At 68.4% G+C, this 17,095-nt stretch carries 18 protein-coding genes; 14 read left to right on the top strand and 4 right to left on the bottom strand.

Annotation, left to right across the window (positions count from 1 at the left end; genetic code table 11):
- Positions 1 to 36: 36 nt before the first annotated feature.
- The 11 genes from J4E04_RS20385 (at position 37) to J4E04_RS20335 (ending at position 10,672) form a co-directional block, all read left to right on the top strand.
- On the top strand, positions 37 to 963 hold the full coding sequence (locus J4E04_RS20385) for a Rossmann-like and DUF2520 domain-containing protein (RefSeq protein ID WP_222646810.1): 927 nt from the start codon (positions 37 to 39) through the stop codon (positions 961 to 963).
- A gap of 10 nt (positions 964 to 973) precedes the next feature.
- On the top strand, positions 974 to 1,903 hold the full coding sequence (panC, locus tag J4E04_RS20380; RefSeq protein ID WP_490149486.1) for a pantoate--beta-alanine ligase: 930 nt from the start codon (positions 974 to 976) through the stop codon (positions 1,901 to 1,903).
- Positions 1,904 to 2,002: 99 nt separating this feature from the next.
- Positions 2,003 to 2,443, top strand: a complete 441-nt coding sequence (gene panD, locus J4E04_RS20375; RefSeq protein WP_027506465.1) for an aspartate 1-decarboxylase — start codon at positions 2,003 to 2,005, stop codon at positions 2,441 to 2,443.
- Positions 2,443 to 3,237, top strand: coding sequence for a type III pantothenate kinase (locus J4E04_RS20370; protein WP_490149485.1), 795 nt, complete (start codon positions 2,443 to 2,445; stop codon positions 3,235 to 3,237). Before panD ends, J4E04_RS20370 begins: the two co-directional genes overlap by 1 nt.
- A gap of 139 nt (positions 3,238 to 3,376) precedes the next feature.
- A complete protein-coding gene (locus tag J4E04_RS20365) occupies positions 3,377 to 3,913 on the top strand; it encodes a cysteine dioxygenase (protein WP_490149484.1) in 537 nt (178 codons plus the stop codon).
- Positions 3,913 to 4,359: a rhodanese-like domain-containing protein gene (locus J4E04_RS20360; RefSeq protein ID WP_027506462.1), complete on the top strand. Its 447-nt coding sequence runs from the start codon at positions 3,913 to 3,915 to the stop codon at positions 4,357 to 4,359. Before J4E04_RS20365 ends, J4E04_RS20360 begins: the two co-directional genes overlap by 1 nt.
- 22 nt (positions 4,360 to 4,381) lie before the next feature.
- A complete protein-coding gene (gene lysS / locus J4E04_RS20355) occupies positions 4,382 to 5,914 on the top strand; it encodes a lysine--tRNA ligase (RefSeq protein WP_490149483.1) in 1,533 nt (510 codons plus the stop codon).
- A 111-nt stretch (positions 5,915 to 6,025) separates the two neighbouring features.
- The gene (locus J4E04_RS20350) at positions 6,026 to 6,379 is read left to right on the top strand and encodes a histone-like nucleoid-structuring protein Lsr2 (protein WP_222633172.1); all 354 of its coding nucleotides are present in this window, start codon (positions 6,026 to 6,028) and stop codon (positions 6,377 to 6,379) included.
- 388 nt (positions 6,380 to 6,767) lie between these two features.
- A complete protein-coding gene (locus tag J4E04_RS20345; RefSeq protein ID WP_027506459.1) occupies positions 6,768 to 9,302 on the top strand; it encodes an ATP-dependent Clp protease ATP-binding subunit in 2,535 nt (844 codons plus the stop codon).
- 103 nt (positions 9,303 to 9,405) lie between these two features.
- Positions 9,406 to 10,158: a VOC family protein gene (locus tag J4E04_RS20340; RefSeq protein ID WP_490149482.1), complete on the top strand. Its 753-nt coding sequence runs from the start codon at positions 9,406 to 9,408 to the stop codon at positions 10,156 to 10,158.
- A 76-nt stretch (positions 10,159 to 10,234) separates the two neighbouring features.
- Positions 10,235 to 10,672, top strand: a complete 438-nt coding sequence (locus tag J4E04_RS20335) for an OsmC family protein (protein ID WP_027506457.1) — start codon at positions 10,235 to 10,237, stop codon at positions 10,670 to 10,672.
- Here the strand turns inward: J4E04_RS20335 and J4E04_RS20330 are convergent.
- Complete coding sequence (locus J4E04_RS20330) at positions 10,669 to 12,084, bottom strand: serine hydrolase (RefSeq protein ID WP_490149481.1); 1,416 nt, start codon at positions 12,082 to 12,084, stop codon at positions 10,669 to 10,671. The genes J4E04_RS20335 and J4E04_RS20330 overlap by 4 nt on opposite strands.
- 83 nt (positions 12,085 to 12,167) lie before the next feature.
- Positions 12,168 to 12,494, bottom strand: coding sequence for an antibiotic biosynthesis monooxygenase family protein (locus J4E04_RS20325; protein WP_027506456.1), 327 nt, complete (start codon positions 12,492 to 12,494; stop codon positions 12,168 to 12,170).
- Between the two features lie 36 nt (positions 12,495 to 12,530).
- Between J4E04_RS20325 and J4E04_RS20320 the strand changes: the two genes are divergently transcribed.
- Complete coding sequence (locus J4E04_RS20320; RefSeq protein ID WP_490149480.1) at positions 12,531 to 13,319, top strand: alpha/beta fold hydrolase; 789 nt, start codon at positions 12,531 to 12,533, stop codon at positions 13,317 to 13,319.
- Here J4E04_RS20320 and J4E04_RS20315 read toward each other — a convergent pair.
- Positions 13,251 to 14,123, bottom strand: a complete 873-nt coding sequence (locus J4E04_RS20315) for an HhH-GPD family protein (protein ID WP_037186305.1) — start codon at positions 14,121 to 14,123, stop codon at positions 13,251 to 13,253. The two genes, J4E04_RS20320 and J4E04_RS20315, sit on opposite strands and share 69 nt — an antisense overlap.
- Positions 14,124 to 14,192: 69 nt before the next feature.
- Here J4E04_RS20315 and J4E04_RS20310 point away from each other — a divergent pair, with 69 nt between their 5' ends.
- Both J4E04_RS20310 and J4E04_RS20305 read left to right on the top strand, forming a co-directional pair.
- The gene (locus J4E04_RS20310; protein WP_051613514.1) at positions 14,193 to 14,885 is read left to right on the top strand and encodes a carbonic anhydrase; all 693 of its coding nucleotides are present in this window, start codon (positions 14,193 to 14,195) and stop codon (positions 14,883 to 14,885) included.
- A gap of 42 nt (positions 14,886 to 14,927) precedes the next feature.
- The gene (locus tag J4E04_RS20305; RefSeq protein ID WP_490149479.1) at positions 14,928 to 15,641 is read left to right on the top strand and encodes a hypothetical protein; all 714 of its coding nucleotides are present in this window, start codon (positions 14,928 to 14,930) and stop codon (positions 15,639 to 15,641) included.
- Positions 15,642 to 15,973: 332 nt separating this feature from the next.
- Here J4E04_RS20305 and disA read toward each other — a convergent pair whose 3' ends face one another.
- Positions 15,974 to 17,065 (bottom strand): DNA integrity scanning diadenylate cyclase DisA, encoded by a 1,092-nt coding sequence (gene disA, locus J4E04_RS20300; RefSeq protein WP_490150584.1) that lies wholly within the window; start codon positions 17,063 to 17,065, stop codon positions 15,974 to 15,976.
- Between the last annotated feature and the right edge of the window lie 30 nt (positions 17,066 to 17,095).

Genomic DNA, 17,095 nt, shown 5'->3' with positions numbered 1-17,095 from the left:
AGCGGGACTGGAACTGTATCCCCGAGAGGACCCTTCTTGTCCCCCGATCGAGTCACGTCCGACCCCGCCCCGGCGCGCCTGTCCGTCGGTGTCGTGTCCGCAGGCCGGGTCGGTACCGCGCTGGGTGAGGCGCTCGAACGCGTCGGCCACGTCGTGTTCGGCTGCGCCGCCGTCTCCGACGCGTCCCGGCGTCGCGCCGAGACCCGCCTCCCCGACGCGGAGATCATGCCGGCCACGGATGTGGCGCGGCGCAGTGAACTGCTGATCCTGGCGGTGCCGGATCAGGAACTGGACGCGCTGGTCCGCGGGTTGGCGCGCACCGATGCGGTGTCGCCCGGAACTCTCGTGCTGCACACGTCCGGCGCCAACGGTGTCGGCATCCTCGCGCCGCTGGCGGGCCGAGGAGTGGTGACGATGGCCGTGCACCCCGCGATGACCTTCAGCGGCAAACCCGAGGACACCGACCGTCTGGCGACCGCATGCTTCGGCATCACGGCGGCCGACGAGATCGGCCTCGCGATCGCGCAGGGACTGGTGCTCGAGATCGGCGGCGAGCCCGTGGGTGTGCCCGAGGAGGCGCGCACGCTGTACCACGCGGCGCTGGCCCACGGGTCGAACCACCTGGTCACTCTGGTCGTCGACGCCCTGGACGCGCTGCGGGACGCGTTGGCCCACGAGGAACTTCCCGGCCAACAGCCGGTGGAACAGCGTCCCGGTGGTGTGGCGGAGCGGGTTCTCGCGCCACTGCTGTCGGCGGCGTTGGACAACGTGCTGCGCAGCGGACAGGGCGCGTTGACCGGTCCGGTGGCGCGCGGCGACGGGGCGACGGTGTCCAGGCATCTCGACGCGTTGACCGATCTCGACCCGCGGATCGCCGCGGGCTATCGCGCGATGTCACTGCGTACGGCCGAGCGGGCCGGCGCGGACGACACCGTGATGAACGTCCTGCGGGACAACGAATGAGGAGGCAGCCGTGAGTGCACTCGACGGCGCGTACACACCGGGTGAACTGACGGTGCATCACGCACCCGATGTGGTCCGGTCGGTCACCCGAGCCCTGCGCTCGGCGGGACGCCGAGTCGCGCTCGTGCCCACCATGGGTGCGTTGCACGCCGGTCACGTCCAGCTCGTGGAGATGGCGAAGCGGAGCGGCGCTGTCGTCGTGGTGTCGATCTTCGTCAACCCGCTGCAGTTCGGGGCGGGGGAGGATCTCGACGCGTACCCGCGCACCCTCGACGCTGACCTGGACGTGCTGCGCGCAGCCGGGGTGGAACTGGCCTTCGTCCCGAGTGTGCAGGACATGTACCCGCACGGTCCGCGGACGACGGTGCACCCCGGTCCGCTCGGTGCCGAACTCGAAGGCGCTTCGCGGCCCGGCCATTTCGCCGGGATGCTGACGGTGGTCGCGAAGGTGCTCGGCATCGTCGCACCCACCACGGCCTACTTCGGGGAGAAGGACTACCAGCAGCTGGTCCTCATCGACCAGATGGTGCGCGACCTGAACATCGACGTCGAGATCCGCGGCGTTCCCATCGTTCGCGAGTCCGACGGTCTCGCCCTGTCCTCGCGCAACCGGTACCTCGACGAGCACCAGCGGTCCCTCGCGGTGGCACTGTCGGCAGCGCTGATCGCCGGCACCCATGCTGCCGAGGGTGGTTCGGATGCCGTTCTGGCGGCGGCACAGTCGGTGCTCGACACGGTGCCGGAGGTGGACGTCGACTACCTCGAGGTACGCGGAGCCGATCTCCGTGACGCACCCGAGGAGGGAGACGGCCGGTTGCTGGTCGCCGCCCGCGTGGGCACCACGCGCCTGCTCGACAACGTGGGCGTCGCTCTCGGTACCGGATTCCAGGGTCGCGATCCGGAATCCGCAGCCGGACAACGCCATCTCGGCCACTCCTGACTCCGCTCCAACCGACCGGCCTCCGGCCTGCCCGCTCCAACCGACCGGCCTCCGGGCTGCCCGCAACTCCGCCCGGCTCCAGACAGGTAAGGACCCACCATGCTCCGCACGATGATGACCTCGAAGATCCACCGCGCCACCGTGACCCACGCCGATCTGCACTACGTGGGGTCGGTGACCATCGATCAGGACCTGCTCGACGCCGCCGCGCTGCTCGAGGGTGAGCAGGTGACCATCGTGGACATCGACAACGGTGCTCGGCTCGAGACCTACGTCATCGCGGGGCAGCGTGGTTCGGGAGTGGTCGGGATCAACGGCGCCGCAGCGCATCTGGTGCATCCGGGTGATCTGGTGATCATCATCGCCTACGGCATCCTCGATCCGGCCGAGGTCGCCGAGTACGCGCCGAACGTGGTGTTCGTCGACGCCGACAACCGCCCCGTCCAGGTGGGCACCGATCCGGCGGACAGCCCGGCCGGCTCCGGACTGATCTCGCCGCGCACACTCACCGCGGACACGCGTGACACGGTCTCGGTCTGATGCTGCTCACCGTCGACGTCCGCAACACCAACATCGTGTTGGGCGTGTTCACCGGCAGCGGTGACCACGCGCGGCTGACGCGGCAACGCCGGATGCGGACGGACGCGTCGATGACGGCGGACGAGCTCGCGTTGACGTTCCGCGGTCTCCTCGGTCCCGACGTGGAGACCATCACGGGTGTCGCGGCGCTGTCGACGGTCCCGTCGGTGCTGCGCGAGATCCGGACGATGCTGGGGCGGTACTGGTCGCACGTTCCCCACGTGGTCGTCGAGCCCGGTGTACGCACGGGAGTGCCTCTGCTGGTGGACAATCCGAAGGAGGTGGGCGCCGACCGCATCGTCAACAGCCTCGCGGCTCACCACCTGTACGACGCCCCGTGCATCATCGTCGACTTCGGGACGTCCACGTGTGTCGACGTCGTGTCGGCGAAGGGGGAGTTCCTGGGCGGATCGATCGCACCCGGACTCGAGATCTCCATGGACGCGCTCGCGTCCCGCTCGGCGGCGCTGCGCAAGGTCGAACTGGTCCGGCCCCGAGGTGTTCTCGGCAAGAACACCGTCGAGGCCATGCAGTCGGGTGCGATCTTCGGGTTCGCCGGCCTTGTCGACGGCATCGTCGACCGGGTGTGCCGCCAGGTGCCCGGCTTCGACGGCGACGACGTCGTCGTGGTGGCCACCGGCGACACGGCGTCGCTCGTCATGGACGACTCCTCGTCGATCGATCGCATCGAGCCGGACCTCACGTTGGCGGGACTGCGGCTGGTCTACGAGCGCAATCAGGCCCGTCGCCGCTGATCGAGGCCACGACGGTCGAGGTGGCGCGCTGCCGAACTGTGTGCCACACTTTCGGGGTGACTGATCGCACGGGTGCTCGGGAGTGTTGTCGGGGCTGACGCCTGCCCTGACTGTCATTACACCTCCCTGGAGTCCTGTCGTGCTCTCGCTCCCTGCTGTCGCCCCCACCTCTCTGCGTCCCGCCGATCTGCTGCGCCTCACCGATCAAGGTGCGGCGGACGTGCTCGACGGTCGCCATGATGCGCTCCTCCCGCCCGGTGGAGTGTTCCCAGCCGGTGAACGGTGGTGTGCCCGTCTGCATTCGGACGATCTGGTCGACCTGTGGCTCATCAGCTGGGTGCCGGACAAGTCCACCGAACTGCACGACCACGCCGGATCGCTCGGCGCGCTGACCGTCCTGAGCGGCTCGCTCAGCGAATACCGTTGGAACGGTGAGGGTCTGCATCACCGCCGCCTGGACGCGGGTGATCAGGCGTCCTTCCCGCTGGGGTGGGTCCACGACGTCACCCACGCACCGGCCCCGACATCGGACCCGGTGACCGTGAGCGGTCCGACACTGAGCGTGCACGCGTACTCGCCGCCGCTGACGGCCATGTCCTACTACGAGATCGGCGAGCGCGGTGCTCTGCGCCGCACCCGGTCCGTCCTGACCGACCTGCCCGAGGGAGACGCGTGATGACGACTCGACCCACCACCCGATCGAGCATCGACGACATGCTCGAGCGCGCACGGTCCACGTACCGCCGCACGGACGTCTCCGAGCTGGCCGATGCCGTCGCCCGCGGCGCGGTGCTCGTCGACATCCGCCCCCAGGCACAGCGCGCGCTGGAGGGGACCATGCCGGGGGCACTGGCCGTCGAGCGCAACGTCCTCGAGTGGCGGTGCGACCCCACGAGCAGCGCACGCCTGGCCATCGCGGTGGATCACGACGTCGAGTGGATCGTGCTGTGCTCCGAGGGCTACACCTCCTCGCTGGCCGCCGCGGCGCTGCAGGAACTGGGGCTCACGCGAGCGTCCGACGTCATCGGTGGGTACCGCGCCATCGTCGACGCCGGGCTCACCGGCGTCGTGGGGAGCGCACGGCACTGCCTGCGCGAAGGGCGCACTCTCGTCGCGCACTGACCTCTCTATAGGCTGGGCAGTCGTGACCGAGACACCACGAGCAGACACCGACCCCGCCGCCGTTCCCACCGACGACACCCCGGAACAGGTGCGCATCCGCCGCGAGAAGCGCGCCCGGCTGCTGGAGTCCGGGCGCGAGGCGTATCCGGTGTCGGTCGCGAGGACGCACTCGCTGGCCGATGTCCGGGCTGCGCATCCCGCGCTCGAGCCGGACACGCACACCGGCGAGCAGGTGGGGGTGGCCGGTCGCGTCATCTTCCTGCGCAACACCGGCAAACTCTGCTTCGCGACGCTGCAGGACGGGGACGGCACGCAGCTCCAGGCCATGATCTCCCTCGCCGGTGTCGGCGAGGACGCGCTGGCGCTGTGGAAGTCGGACGTCGATCTCGGCGACATGATCTTCGTGCACGGCGAGGTGATCAGCTCCCGACGCGGCGAGCTGAGCGTCATGGCGGACGAGTGGCAGATGGCGTCCAAGTCGCTGCGGCCCCTGCCCGTCGCCCACAAGGAGATGAACGAGGAGTCCCGCGTCCGCCAGCGGTACGTCGACCTCATCGTGCGTCCCGAGGCGCGGGAGAACGCCCGCCGCCGCGTCGCCGCGCTGCGCGCACTGCGTGACGGGCTCGAGCGCCGCGGATTCCTGGAGATCGAGACCCCGATGCTCCAGACGCTGCACGGTGGCGCCGCCGCCCGACCGTTCACGACGCACTCGAACGCGCTCGACATCGACCTGTTCCTCCGCATCGCTCCCGAACTGTTCCTCAAGCGGGCGGTCGTGGGCGGTATCGACCGGGTCTTCGAGATCAACCGCAACTTCCGCAACGAGGGCATCGACTCCACGCACTCCCCGGAGTTCGCGATGCTCGAGACGTACGAGGCCTACGGCACGTACGACGACTCCGCGGTGATGACGCGCGAGCTCGTGCAGGAAGTCGTCCAGGCCGTGTACGGGTCGCTCCAGGTCACCCTCGCGGACGGTTCCGCGTACGACTTCGCGGGCGAGTGGACCACCATCGAGATGTACCCGTCGTTGTCGGCCGCCGTCGGTATCGAGGTGACACCGGAGACGAGCCCGGACGACCTGCGTGCGCTGGCCGATCGGGTGGGTCTCGCCGTGCCGACGGACAAGGGGTGGGGCCACGGCAAGCTGGTCGAGGAGCTGTGGGAGCACAGCTGCGGGGACCAGCTCCACACTCCGACGTTCGTCCGCAACTTCCCCGTGGAGACGTCGCCTCTGGTCCGGGCCCATCGCAGCATCCCCGGTGTGGTGGAGAAGTGGGACCTTTACGTGCGGGGCTTCGAGCTCGCCACCGGCTACTCGGAGCTCGTCGATCCCGTCGTGCAGCGCGAGCGCTTCGTCGATCAGGCCCGGCTGGCGTCGGCCGGCGACGACGAGGCCATGGTCCTCGACGAGGACTTCCTCACCGCCATGGAGTACGCGATGCCGCCCACAACGGGTACGGGAATGGGCATCGACCGCCTTCTGATGGCGCTCACAGGGCTGGGTATTCGCGAGACCATCCTCTTTCCATTGGTGCGTCCCGACCGCGGCTGACGCCCGAATGGAACATTCCACTCGGTACGCTGCAAGGCCTCGGTAATGCGCGCTATTATCGATCCTGCTCGGCGAAAAGTGTCGCTGTGTTCGGAGGGGGGAATGCGTCGAATGGTCAAGAAGGTGACGGTCACGCTGGTCGACGACGTCGACAACGTGCCGGCTGACGAGACGGTGTCGATCGGGTTGGACGGCACATGGTTCGAGTTGGATCTGTCCAACTCGAACGCCGATGAGCTGCGGAAAGTCATGGATCAGTGGATCCAGCACGCGCGGCGGGTGTCGACGCGGACGACCGGGGGAGGGTCGGCCGCGAGCTCGTCCGGGGGCACGCGGACACGCGGAGCGGCCGATCGGGCGCGCAGTGCTGCAATACGGGAATGGGCGCGCACGCAAGGTTTCGAGATCAGCGCGCGGGGCCGCATATCGTCCGAGATCGTGCGGGCCTGGGAACTTTCTTCGTGATTCTGTCCTGTCTGTCGGAGTCATTGTCATTCGATTGAATGACAATGACTCCAATGGATGGGCGGAATGTCCGTCACGTCTCATCACGCCGACCCATTGCCGCGGGTGACGATCAGGAGTAGGCCGTTCACTGCGGGCGAAGGCGGGAACGGTGAATCCGCTGTCGCTCGTGGTAACGAATCTCCGGTGCAGTGCGTTGTGACTGCATACAAGGGTGCCGGTGTCGTCCCGATGGACGCGCCGAGGGCGTGGGAGCCACCGTTCGCCGTCGGATGAACTTCCCCGGCGGAGCGGCACTCGAAGGTCACGGCAACTAGAGTGAGAGTCGGGCTCGAGGTTCGGACTAGAGGGTCCGACGCCTGCCCCGTCATCAGTGTGAGGGAGAGCGATGTTCGAGAGGTTCACCGACCGCGCACGGCGCGTCGTCGTCCTGGCCCAAGAAGAGGCCCGGATGCTCAACCACAACTACATCGGCACGGAGCACATCCTGCTGGGTCTCATCCACGAGGGTGAAGGCGTGGCGGCGAAGTCTCTGGAGTCGCTCGGGATCTCCCTCGAAGGTGTACGCAGCCAGGTCGAGGAGATCATCGGCCAGGGCCAGCAGGCACCGTCCGGGCACATCCCGTTCACTCCGCGTGCCAAGAAGGTCCTCGAGCTCAGCCTGCGTGAGGCGCTGCAGCTCGGACACAACTACATCGGCACTGAGCACATCCTGCTCGGCCTCATCCGTGAGGGCGAGGGTGTGGCTGCGCAGGTGCTGGTCAAGCTCGGCGCCGATCTCAACCGCGTGCGCCAGCAGGTCATCCAGCTCCTGTCCGGATACCAGGGCAAGGAGCCCAGCGAGTCCGGCAGCAGCCGCGGCGAGGCGGGCACACCGTCCACGTCGCTGGTGCTCGACCAGTTCGGCCGCAACCTCACGCAGGCCGCACTCGAGGGCAAGCTCGACCCGGTGATCGGACGCGCGAAGGAGATCGAGCGCGTCATGCAGGTGCTGAGCCGCCGTACCAAGAACAACCCGGTGCTCATCGGTGAGCCCGGCGTCGGCAAGACCGCCGTCGTCGAGGGCCTCGCGCAGGCGATCGTCAACGGCGAGGTTCCCGAGACGCTCAAGGACAAGCAGCTCTACACGCTGGACCTGGGCTCGCTCGTCGCCGGCAGCCGGTACCGCGGTGACTTCGAGGAGCGCCTGAAGAAGGTGCTCAAGGAGATCAACACCCGCGGCGACATCATCCTGTTCATCGACGAGCTGCACACGCTCGTCGGAGCCGGTGCTGCCGAGGGCGCGATCGACGCGGCCTCCATCCTGAAGCCGAAGCTCGCTCGTGGTGAGCTCCAGACCATCGGTGCCACCACGCTCGACGAGTACCGCAAGTACATCGAGAAGGACGCGGCCCTCGAGCGTCGCTTCCAGCCGGTGCAGGTCGGCGAGCCGTCGGTCGATCACACGATCGAGATCCTCAAGGGTCTGCGCGACCGGTACGAGGCGCATCACCGCGTCTCGATCACCGACAGCGCGCTCGTGGCGGCCGCGACCCTGGCCGACCGGTACATCAACGACCGCTTCCTGCCGGACAAGGCGATCGACCTCATCGACGAGGCGGGCGCGCGCATGCGCATCCGTCGGATGACGGCGCCGCCGGACCTGCGCGACTTCGACGACAAGATCGCCGATGCTCGTCGGGAGAAGGAGTCCGCGATCGACGCGCAGGACTTCGAGAAGGCCGCCAACCTGCGCGACAAGGAGAAGCAGCTCGTCGCGCAGCGCGCCGAGCGCGAGAAGCAGTGGCGTAGCGGAGACCTCGACGTCATCGCCGAGGTCGACGACAACGAGATCGCCGAGGTCCTGGGCAACTGGACCGGCATCCCCGTGTTCAAGCTGACCGAGGAGGAGACCACGCGTCTCCTGCGCATGGAGGACGAACTCCACAAGCGCATCATCGGCCAGGTCGAGGCGGTCAAGGCGGTCTCGAAGGCCATCCGCCGTACCCGCGCAGGACTGAAGGACCCGAAGCGTCCGTCCGGCTCGTTCATCTTCGCCGGCCCGTCCGGTGTGGGTAAGACGGAGCTGTCGAAAGCTCTGGCGAACTTCCTGTTCGGCGAGGACGACGCGCTCATCCAGATCGACATGGGCGAATTCCACGACCGGTTCACCGCATCGCGTCTGTTCGGTGCGCCCCCCGGATACGTGGGCTACGAAGAAGGTGGCCAGCTCACCGAGAAGGTGCGCCGCAAGCCGTTCTCCGTGGTGCTGTTCGACGAGATCGAGAAGGCTCACCAGGAGATCTACAACACGCTCCTGCAGGTGCTCGAGGACGGCCGTCTCACCGACGGTCAGGGTCGTACGGTCGACTTCAAGAACACCGTGCTGATCTTCACCTCGAACCTCGGTACGTCGGACATCTCCAAGGCCGTCGGGCTGGGCTTCTCCTCGGGTGAGGGCAGTGGCTCCAACTACGAGCGCATGAAGCTCAAGGTGCACGACGAGCTGAAGAAGCACTTCCGCCCCGAGTTCCTGAACCGCATCGACGACATCGTCGTCTTCCACCAGCTCACCAAGGACGAGATCATCCAGATGGTCGATCTCATGCTGGCGCGAGTGGAGGTTGCGCTCAAGAACAAGGACATGGCCATCGAGGTCACGGACAAGGGCAAGGCGCTCCTGGCGAAGCGTGGATTCGACCCGGTGTTGGGTGCGCGTCCGCTGCGTCGCACCATCCAGCGCGAGATCGAGGACCAGCTGTCCGAGAAGATCCTGTTCGGCGAGATCGAGCCGGGTCAGATCGTGCTGGTCGACGTCGACAACTGGGACGGCGAAGGACAGGGCGAGGACGCAGTCTTCACCTTCCGCGGCGAGAAGAAGCCGATCAGCCTTCCCGACGAGTTGACCGTCGACCTGGCGAAGTCGGGCGAGAGCTCCGAGTAGTACGTACGCACGGCAACGGGCGGGACCCTCACGGGTCTCGCCCGTTCTGCGTTCGTGGTGTCTCTCGCGATGAGTTCGGCCGCACCGCCCGGTCTGTACCGGTATGGCTACTGCAACCGTGAACTCGATGCTCCTGTCCAGCCCCGATCCCGAAGCGCTCGCCCGGTGGTACGGGGAGGTGTTCGAGGCGCCGCCGATGTCGATGGGCCCGTACACCGTGATCGACCTCGACGGCTTCTTCGTCATGTTCGACAAGCGTGACGACGTGACGGGCCCGAATCGAGAGGGTGCGCGCGTCGTCCTGAACGTGGAACCGGACGACCCGGAGGCGGTCGCCGGTCGAATCGACGCGCTCGGCGGCGAGTGGGTGAGTCCCCTCGAGAGCCGCGACGGGGACCTGTTCGCCACCGCGAAGGATCCCGACGGCAACTGGATCCAGCTGGTCCGTCTGCGGGACGAGATGGAAGCGCAGATGGGCGCTCCGACGACGCCGTTCTCCGGCATCGCGGTCCGAGACATGGAGGACACCACGCGCTTCTACCGCAATGTCCTGGGCATGCGCGTACTGCCGTCCGAGATGGGTACTTCCTGGATTCGCATCGACCGACGCACCAGCATGCTCGCCTACCCCAAGCCGGATCACGTACCGGCCACGCACACCGTGCTGAACATCCCGACGCGTGACATCGACGCCACGGTCGCCGGCCTCACAGCGCGAGGTGTCGAGTTCGTCCGATACGACGGGGCACCGCAGGACGACAAGGGTGTCATGCGGGGGAACGGCCCGGACATCGCGTGGTTCACCGACCCGTCCGGCAACTTCCTTGCGGTGATTGCCGTCGACCCGAGCGTCTGACCTGGCATCGGTTCGAAGTCGACAGCCGCTGGATACTCTGAACGAGTCAAGAGTTCCCCAGCGACAAGGATGGCTGATGCCTACTCGTACAGCACGGACAGCATGGAACGGTTCACTCGAGGAAGGCTCGGGACAGGTCGAGCTCTCCAGTTCGAAGGTCGGCACGTACGACGTGTCGTTCCCCAAGCGTGCGGCGGACGACGCGGGCGGCACCACCAGCCCCGAGGAGCTCATCGCCGCAGCGCACTCGTCCTGCTACGCCATGCAGCTCTCGGCCGTCATCGCCGAGGCCGGTGGCACTCCGCAGAGCCTCGACGTCACCGCCGAGGTGTCGCTCGGACCGGACGAGGTCGGCTTCAAGCTGACCGGCATCACGATCACGGTGCGCGGTGAGGTCGACGGTCTGGACGCCGACGGCTTCGCGAAGGCAGCGCAGAACGCCAAGGAGACCTGCCCGGTGAGCAAGGCCCTGACAGGCGTCGAGATCACGCTCGACGCCGCTCTCGAGAGCTAACGCAACAGCTCGAACGTCCCCTGGACGACGGCGAACGCGTAGGCGTTGTCCAGGGGGCCGATCGCCTCGTCGGACTGCAGTTGGGTGGCCACCACCCAGTCCTGTCCCCGAGCGTCGGTCAAGAGCCAGGACCCCGCCACGTCGCCCGCGGCGTTGCCGTTCTTGTAGCCCACGTACTGCCAGCGAGCGGGATCGACCTCGGCGCCGGGGTTCAGCGCGAGGACCTGGCGCACGACGTCGCTCTGCGGACCCGTGATCAACGCCGCGTACGCGCGGCAGATGTCGTTCGCGCTGCCGAACCACTCGACTCCGTCCGGCGTACCAGGCCTCGTCGCGATGCCCTGGTAGTCGAGGTCGGCGGTCACCGGATCGACGGGTTCGCTGTCGATGGTGCGATTCTCGATACCGGCCAGGATGTCGCGGCGGGTCTGCGTGTCGGCGTCGCGCCACTGCGCCCGCAGGTCCGGCCGTCCCCACCCGAGCACGAAGAACTCGCGTGTCGTCGGAAAGGGCGTCAGCGCCGCAGGATTCGCGGCGCCCATGATGGTGACCTCGGACTCGACCGCGTCCCGTCCGATGCGATCCATCAGCAGATCGGTGGCCGTGTTGTCGCTGATCGCGATCATCGCGTCGGTCGCCTCGCGCACCGTCACCGGTGTTCCCTCGGGAGCGAACTGCAACTGTCCCGACGGGGCCGACTTGCGTGCGTCGGTGACGGTCAACTGCTCGTCCCACGACAGCGTCCCGTTGTCGACGGCCCGCGCGACCGCGCCGAGCACGTACAGCTTCGCGACGGAGGCGAGCGGCAGGGAGTCGTCCGCGTTCAGGCTGTGGACGGGAGTACAGGTGCCGTCGGTGACGCGGGAGGCGACGTAGGACGTGCGGGCACCGAGAGCGGTGAGCGCAGCGTCCGACGAGGCGAAGGAGTCGACGCCCTCGGTGTCGGGCAGAGCCTGGATCCCGGACAGCAGGCCGTCCTCGGTGGCGCGCAGTCGCAGCGTCACGGGCGCGTTCCGGCCGGTGCTCAGTTGCACGGTGGACTCGAGGCCGTCCTCGGTCCGTTCGCCCACGGTGAGGGGGCCACTCGCCAGGATCTGCGCGACGGGACCGAGCAGCCCGCCGACCTGAGCCAGTGCCTGCGCCAGCTCGGGCGCCGCGAAGGAGTCGATAGCGGCCGGGTCGAGCGTGGTGGGGTCCGGCGTCGTGATCCAACCGAGGACGGTGTCGGTGACCGCCGTGATCGGCGCGCCGGCGGCCGGGGCAGCGGTCGTGTCGGCGGGTTCCGTCGTGGATCCGTCGCCGCGCGCGGCTCCCGACTCGAGCAGCGGATCGACGCCTGCGGAGCATCCGGCGAGCGTGAGAGTCGCGGTGACGGCAGCGGCCAGAATGGCGTACCTGCGTGACGTGGGCATGTGTCGCCGACCTCGTTCCCGCTCGAACTGCTGTGGCTCGAACTGCCGTGAAGAACCGACCTTACCTACAGCCATGTCCGGGTTTACCGGTCGGCCGGTCCGTCTCGACGGGCCGGAACGTCCAGGACGACGTCGAACTCCAGCAACGAGGCACCCGAGGCGACCGGCTTCGCCCGCTCACCGGAATGGGCCTCGCGAGCCGGTCCACCCGACCAGGCCTGGAACGACTCCTCGTCCTCCCACTGCGTGACGACGAAGTAGCGGCTCTCGCCCTTGACCGGGCGGAGCAGCTGGAAACCGAGGAAACCGGGTGAGCCGTCGACCGATCCGGCGCGGGCGGCGAAGCGCTTCTCGAGTTCGGGGCCGGCGCCCTCGGGCACCTCGATGGCGTTGATCTTGACCACTGGCATGGACCCGAGGCTACCTGCGACGGCTACGGTCGAGCGATGCTGGACGACCACGGCGGCTCCGGAGTGCCCCTCGTGCTGCTGCACGGCCTGATGGGCGGCCCGGACACGTGGCGGCGGCAGGTGCCCTGGTTGCGGGAGCACGGCCACGTCCTCGCCGCCCGGGCGGCGGGACACGGGCGTGCTGCTCCGGCGACCCTCACCACCGAGGCGTTCGTCGACGAGCTGCGCGAGGCGCTGGCGCCGTTCGAGTCCGTGATCCTGATCGGTCACTCCATGGGCGCGCTCCACGCGTGGTGCCTCGCGGCGCGCGAACCGGATCGGGTGCGCGGGATCGTCGTCGAGGACATGGCTCCCGACTTCCGCGGTCGCACCTCCGACGGGTGGGCCGCCGTCATCCGTGCGTGGCCCCAGCCGTTCCCCGGCGAGGCCGCGGTTCTGGCGTACTTCGGTGACGTCGCGGGGCAGTACTTCCTCGACTCCTTCGAGCGGACGCCGGACGGGCTGCACCTGCACGGAGACGTGGACACGTTCGCGGCGATCTCGGACGAATGGGGACGACGCGACTTCTGGGACGAGTGGCGAGCAGTGAGTGCTCCCGCGCTGCTGCTCGAGGCGGAGCACACGGTCACTCCAGCGGGTCAGATGGCGAGAATGGCTGCACTGCATCATGACTCGACGTACGAGGTGGTCGCCGGCGCCGGGCATCTGGTGCACGACGATCGGCCGGGGGAGTACCGGCGCGCTGTCGAGTCGTTCCTACGAGCCCTCCCCGGCGAGCGCGAAGGCGCCGGCGGACGTCTGCTCGACGAGCCCGTCGACCAGTAGCGAGTTCAGGGCACGGTCACGTTGGCCGGGATCGGTCGTCCACACCAGATCGAGCTCGGACTTCTCCACCGGACCCATCGTGGAGCGCAGTACGTCCATCAGTTTTCCGCGCACCTGCCGATCGGTTCCGGCGAACTTCTGCACCTTCCTCGGCGGTCCGTCGTGCGCCGGCCGACCGGCCTCGACCCACGCGCACGACGGGAGCGGGCAGTCCGCGCAGGCGGGATTGCGTGCGGTGCAGATGACGGCGCCGAGCTCCATCAGTGCCGCCGACAGAGTGGCCGCGGTGGCGACGTCCTCGGGCAGCAAGGCCTCGGTGTCTGCGAGATCTCGTGTGGTGCTGGGGTTTCCGGGCTCGGCGCGGCCGTGGACCGCACGGGCGACGACGCGCCGCACGTTGGTGTCGACGACGGGGACCCGCTGCCCGTAGGCGAAGCAGGCGACGGCGCGCGCGGTGTACGCCCCGACACCCGGCAGGGTCAGCAGCGTCTCGACATCCGACGGCGTCTCGTCGCCGTGGTGCTCGGCGAGGACGGCGGCGCAGTCGTGCAGGCGTGCGGCGCGACGGGGATAGCCGAGCTTGCCCCAGGCCCGCAGGACGTCGGCCCGCGATGACGCGGCCATGGCGGACGGCACCGGCCAACGCTGTACCCACTCGACCCAGATCGGAGCGACCCGCGCCACCGGAGTCTGCTGCAGCATCACCTCGCTCATCAGGATCTGCCACCCGCTGACACCGCTACGGCGCCACGGCAGATCCCTGGCCTCGCGTCGGTACCACGAGACCAGAACCTCGCTGTCCATGTCTGTGATCCTTCCCGGAAGTCGGGGCCGCCACCGGCGGGTGACTCATGTTTCGGTAACAATGAGTCCATGCCTAATTCGAGTCCCCGCTCAGCATGGAACGCACTCGTCGAGGGTAATCGCCGTTTCGTCGACGGCCGCCCGGAGCATCCCAGCCAGGGGGTGGATCACCGCGCGTCGCTCGTCGACGGTCAACACCCCACCGCGATCGTCTTCGGGTGCTCCGATTCCCGGGTGGCAGCCGAGATCATCTTCGACCAGGGCCTCGGCGACATGTTCGTCGTCCGCACGGCCGGCCAGGTCGTCGACTCGGCTGTTCTGGGTTCCCTGGAGTTCGGCGCCGAGGTCCTCGAAGCGCCCCTGATCGTCATTCTCGGCCACGACAGCTGTGGCGCCGTCAAGGCGACCATCAACGCGCTGGACGAGGGCACCGTCCCCGGTGGCTTCATCCGCGACATCGTCGAGCGGGTCACGCCGTCCGTCCTCAACGCCCACCGGCTGGGGTACACGCGCGCCGACGACGTCGAGGCGCGCCACGTCCTCGAGACCGGAAAGCTGCTGATCGATCGGTCGTCGATCCTCGAGAAGCGCGTCGCCGCGGGAAAACTCGCCATCGTCGGCCTGACGTACAAGCTGGCCGAGGGCAAGGTGGAGTTCCAGGGCGCGCTGGGCGACATCGGACACGTCGAGATGGGGTCGACCGACCGCACCGATGCGAGTGATCTGCTCACCTCGTCAGCGACGGCGAGCGACACGCCGTAGTAGGTGCCGCTCGGTCACCGCGTCGGCACATACGGTTGACCTGTGCTCGAGCCGAACGGACCCTTGCCTCCCGAGATCTACTGGCGACGCCGCGCGCTCGCGATCGGTGGCGCAGTGGTGGTCATCGGACTCGTGGTGTGGCTGGTGGTGTCTCTCGCCGGTGGCGGGTCGCAGGATTCCGAGTCCACCGCGGCGTCCGCCTCGCTCGCACCGTCCGCTGCCACGACGTACCGCCCCGACGCGTCCGCGACCGGAGGCTCCGCTCCGGCAGGAGGTTCCGGTGGTGGCGGCGGAGGCGGAGACGCCGCGTCCTCGTCGTCGGCGACGTCCACGTCCGCCACGACGTCCTCTCCGCCCGTCGCTCCCGGTCAGTGCGCGGATCAGTCTCTCGCCGTGAAGGCCTCGCCCGATCAGCCGTCCTACCCCGCGGGGCAGGAGCCGGCGTTCACCGTCGTCGTCACCAACATCGGAACCTCGGCATGCGAGCGCGATCTGGGTTCGGGTCTGCAGCAGGTGCTGGTCTACACGCTGGAGGGGCAGCGACTCTGGTCGAACGTCGACTGCTTCCCCACCACGACTCCCGACATCCGCACGCTGCAGCCCGGTGAGCAGGCGCCGTTCGCCGTGAAGTGGTCCGCGACCACCTCCGAGCCCGGGTGCGCGGCGCCGCGGAACCCGGTGGGCCCCGGCGGATACAGCGTGGTCGGCCAGCTCGGCCAGCTGCGCAGCGCGCCGGAGACGTTCAACATCACGTAGCGCACGTCCGTTCCGCGTCAGCGAGGTCGGTTCCCGCGGCAGTTCCGCGTTCCGGCAGGTGCTGCAGTCGCAGCGCGAACACGAAACCCCTCCGGGAAGACCGGCCGATTAGTCGAACGGGAAGGCCGGAGGCCGGCCGATTAGTCGAACGGGAAGGCCGGAGGCCGGCCGATTAGTCGAACGGGAAGGCCGGAGGCCGGCCGATTAGTCGAACGGGAAGGCCGGAGGCCGGCCGATCAATCGAACGGGAAGGCCGGAGGCCGGCCGATCAATCGAACGGGAAGGCCGGAGGCCGGCCGATCAATCGAACGGGAAGGCCGGAGGCCGGCCGATTAGTCGAACGGCCCCGAGATGCTGGCCTCGGCCATGCGGGACAGGCCTTCTCTGATGTGCCGGGCCCACAGCCCACCGATGCCCTCGACGGACTGCAGGTCGGCTGCGGTGGCGGCCAGCAGTGTCTGCAGGGTGCCGAAGTGCCCGACCAGTCGGTGGATCTGCGTGAACTGCAGCCGCGGAACGCGGGTGAGCAACCGGTACCCGCGGGGACTCATCGGTGCGTCGAGCGCCTCGATGGTGCCGGGATAGCCGAAGGCACGAGCGATCACCGTGAGGTCGAGCAGGTCGACGTCGGTGAGCCGGTCGAGTGCCGCGAGGGAGCGTTCGACGGCCGCGGTGGTGGGTGTGTCGGTGCCGGCGAGGTAGTCGCGGACGACGAGTTGGCGCGCAGAGTCGTTGTCGCCCACCAGTTCTTCGAGCTGCAGGGCGAGCTGGCGCCCGTCGATACCGAGCTCGAGAACGTTCTGTTCGATCTCGACGGACACGCGCCGGACCATCTCGAGACGCTGCGCGACGGTGAGCGCGTCGCGCAACGTCACCGAGTCCTCGATCTCCGTCACGGACAGTTGGCGGCTGACTTCGTCGAGGCGCGCCTTGTACCGCTCGAGGGTGGCCACGGCCTGGTTGGCGCGGGACAGGATGGTCGCGGAACCCTCGATGACGTGCCGGGTTCCGCCGACGTAGACGCTGAGGATGCTCATCGACTGGCTGACGGACACCACGGGATAGCCGGTGTGGATCGCGGTGCGCTCGGCGGCCCGGTGGCGGGTACCGGACTCGACCGTGGGGATGGTGTGGTCGGGGACGAGCTGCACGTTGGCGCGGACGATGCGCGAACCGTCGGTGGACAACACGACGGCGCCGTCCATCTTGGACAGTTCGCGGAGCCGGGTGGGGGCGAACTCGACATCGAGATCGAAGCCGCCGTCGCAGATGCTCTCGACCTGTTCGTCGTACCCGAGGACGATCAGTCCGCCGGTGCGGCCACGCAGGATGCGCTCGAGACCGTCGCGCAACGTGGTGCCCGGGGCGAGGTCGGCGATGGCGTCACGCAGGGACGACTGGGGTACCGGGAAGCCGAGGGAGATGTCCGGAGTCGTCACGGTGTCGGTCACTGG

This window comes from Rhodococcus sp. NFXS4, from assembly GCF_058139645.1.
The sequence above is the reverse complement of the archived record's forward strand: the minus strand, read 5'-3'. Positions and strand labels throughout refer to the sequence as shown.

What these genes read in the sequence shown, in the direction of transcription:
- J4E04_RS20350 (WP_222633172.1), top strand. Translation starts at nt 6,026, where the DNA reads ATGGTCAAGAAGGTGACGGTCACGCTGGTCGACGACGTCGACAACGTG.
- J4E04_RS20310 (WP_051613514.1), top strand. Translation starts at nt 14,193, where the DNA reads ATGCCTAATTCGAGTCCCCGCTCAGCATGGAACGCACTCGTCGAGGGT.
- J4E04_RS20370 (WP_490149485.1), top strand. Translation starts at nt 2,443, where the DNA reads ATGCTGCTCACCGTCGACGTCCGCAACACCAACATCGTGTTGGGCGTG.
- J4E04_RS20325 (WP_027506456.1), bottom strand. Translation starts at nt 12,494, where the DNA reads ATGCCAGTGGTCAAGATCAACGCCATCGAGGTGCCCGAGGGCGCCGGC.
- J4E04_RS20345 (WP_027506459.1), top strand. Translation starts at nt 6,768, where the DNA reads ATGTTCGAGAGGTTCACCGACCGCGCACGGCGCGTCGTCGTCCTGGCC.
- J4E04_RS20315 (WP_037186305.1), bottom strand. Translation starts at nt 14,123, where the DNA reads ATGGACAGCGAGGTTCTGGTCTCGTGGTACCGACGCGAGGCCAGGGAT.
- J4E04_RS20335 (WP_027506457.1), top strand. Translation starts at nt 10,235, where the DNA reads ATGCCTACTCGTACAGCACGGACAGCATGGAACGGTTCACTCGAGGAA.
- panD (WP_027506465.1), top strand. Translation starts at nt 2,003, where the DNA reads ATGCTCCGCACGATGATGACCTCGAAGATCCACCGCGCCACCGTGACC.
- J4E04_RS20330 (WP_490149481.1), bottom strand. Translation starts at nt 12,084, where the DNA reads ATGCCCACGTCACGCAGGTACGCCATTCTGGCCGCTGCCGTCACCGCG.
- J4E04_RS20360 (WP_027506462.1), top strand. Translation starts at nt 3,913, where the DNA reads ATGACGACTCGACCCACCACCCGATCGAGCATCGACGACATGCTCGAG.
- J4E04_RS20320 (WP_490149480.1), top strand. Translation starts at nt 12,531, where the DNA reads ATGCTGGACGACCACGGCGGCTCCGGAGTGCCCCTCGTGCTGCTGCAC.
- J4E04_RS20340 (WP_490149482.1), top strand. Translation starts at nt 9,406, where the DNA reads ATGGCTACTGCAACCGTGAACTCGATGCTCCTGTCCAGCCCCGATCCC.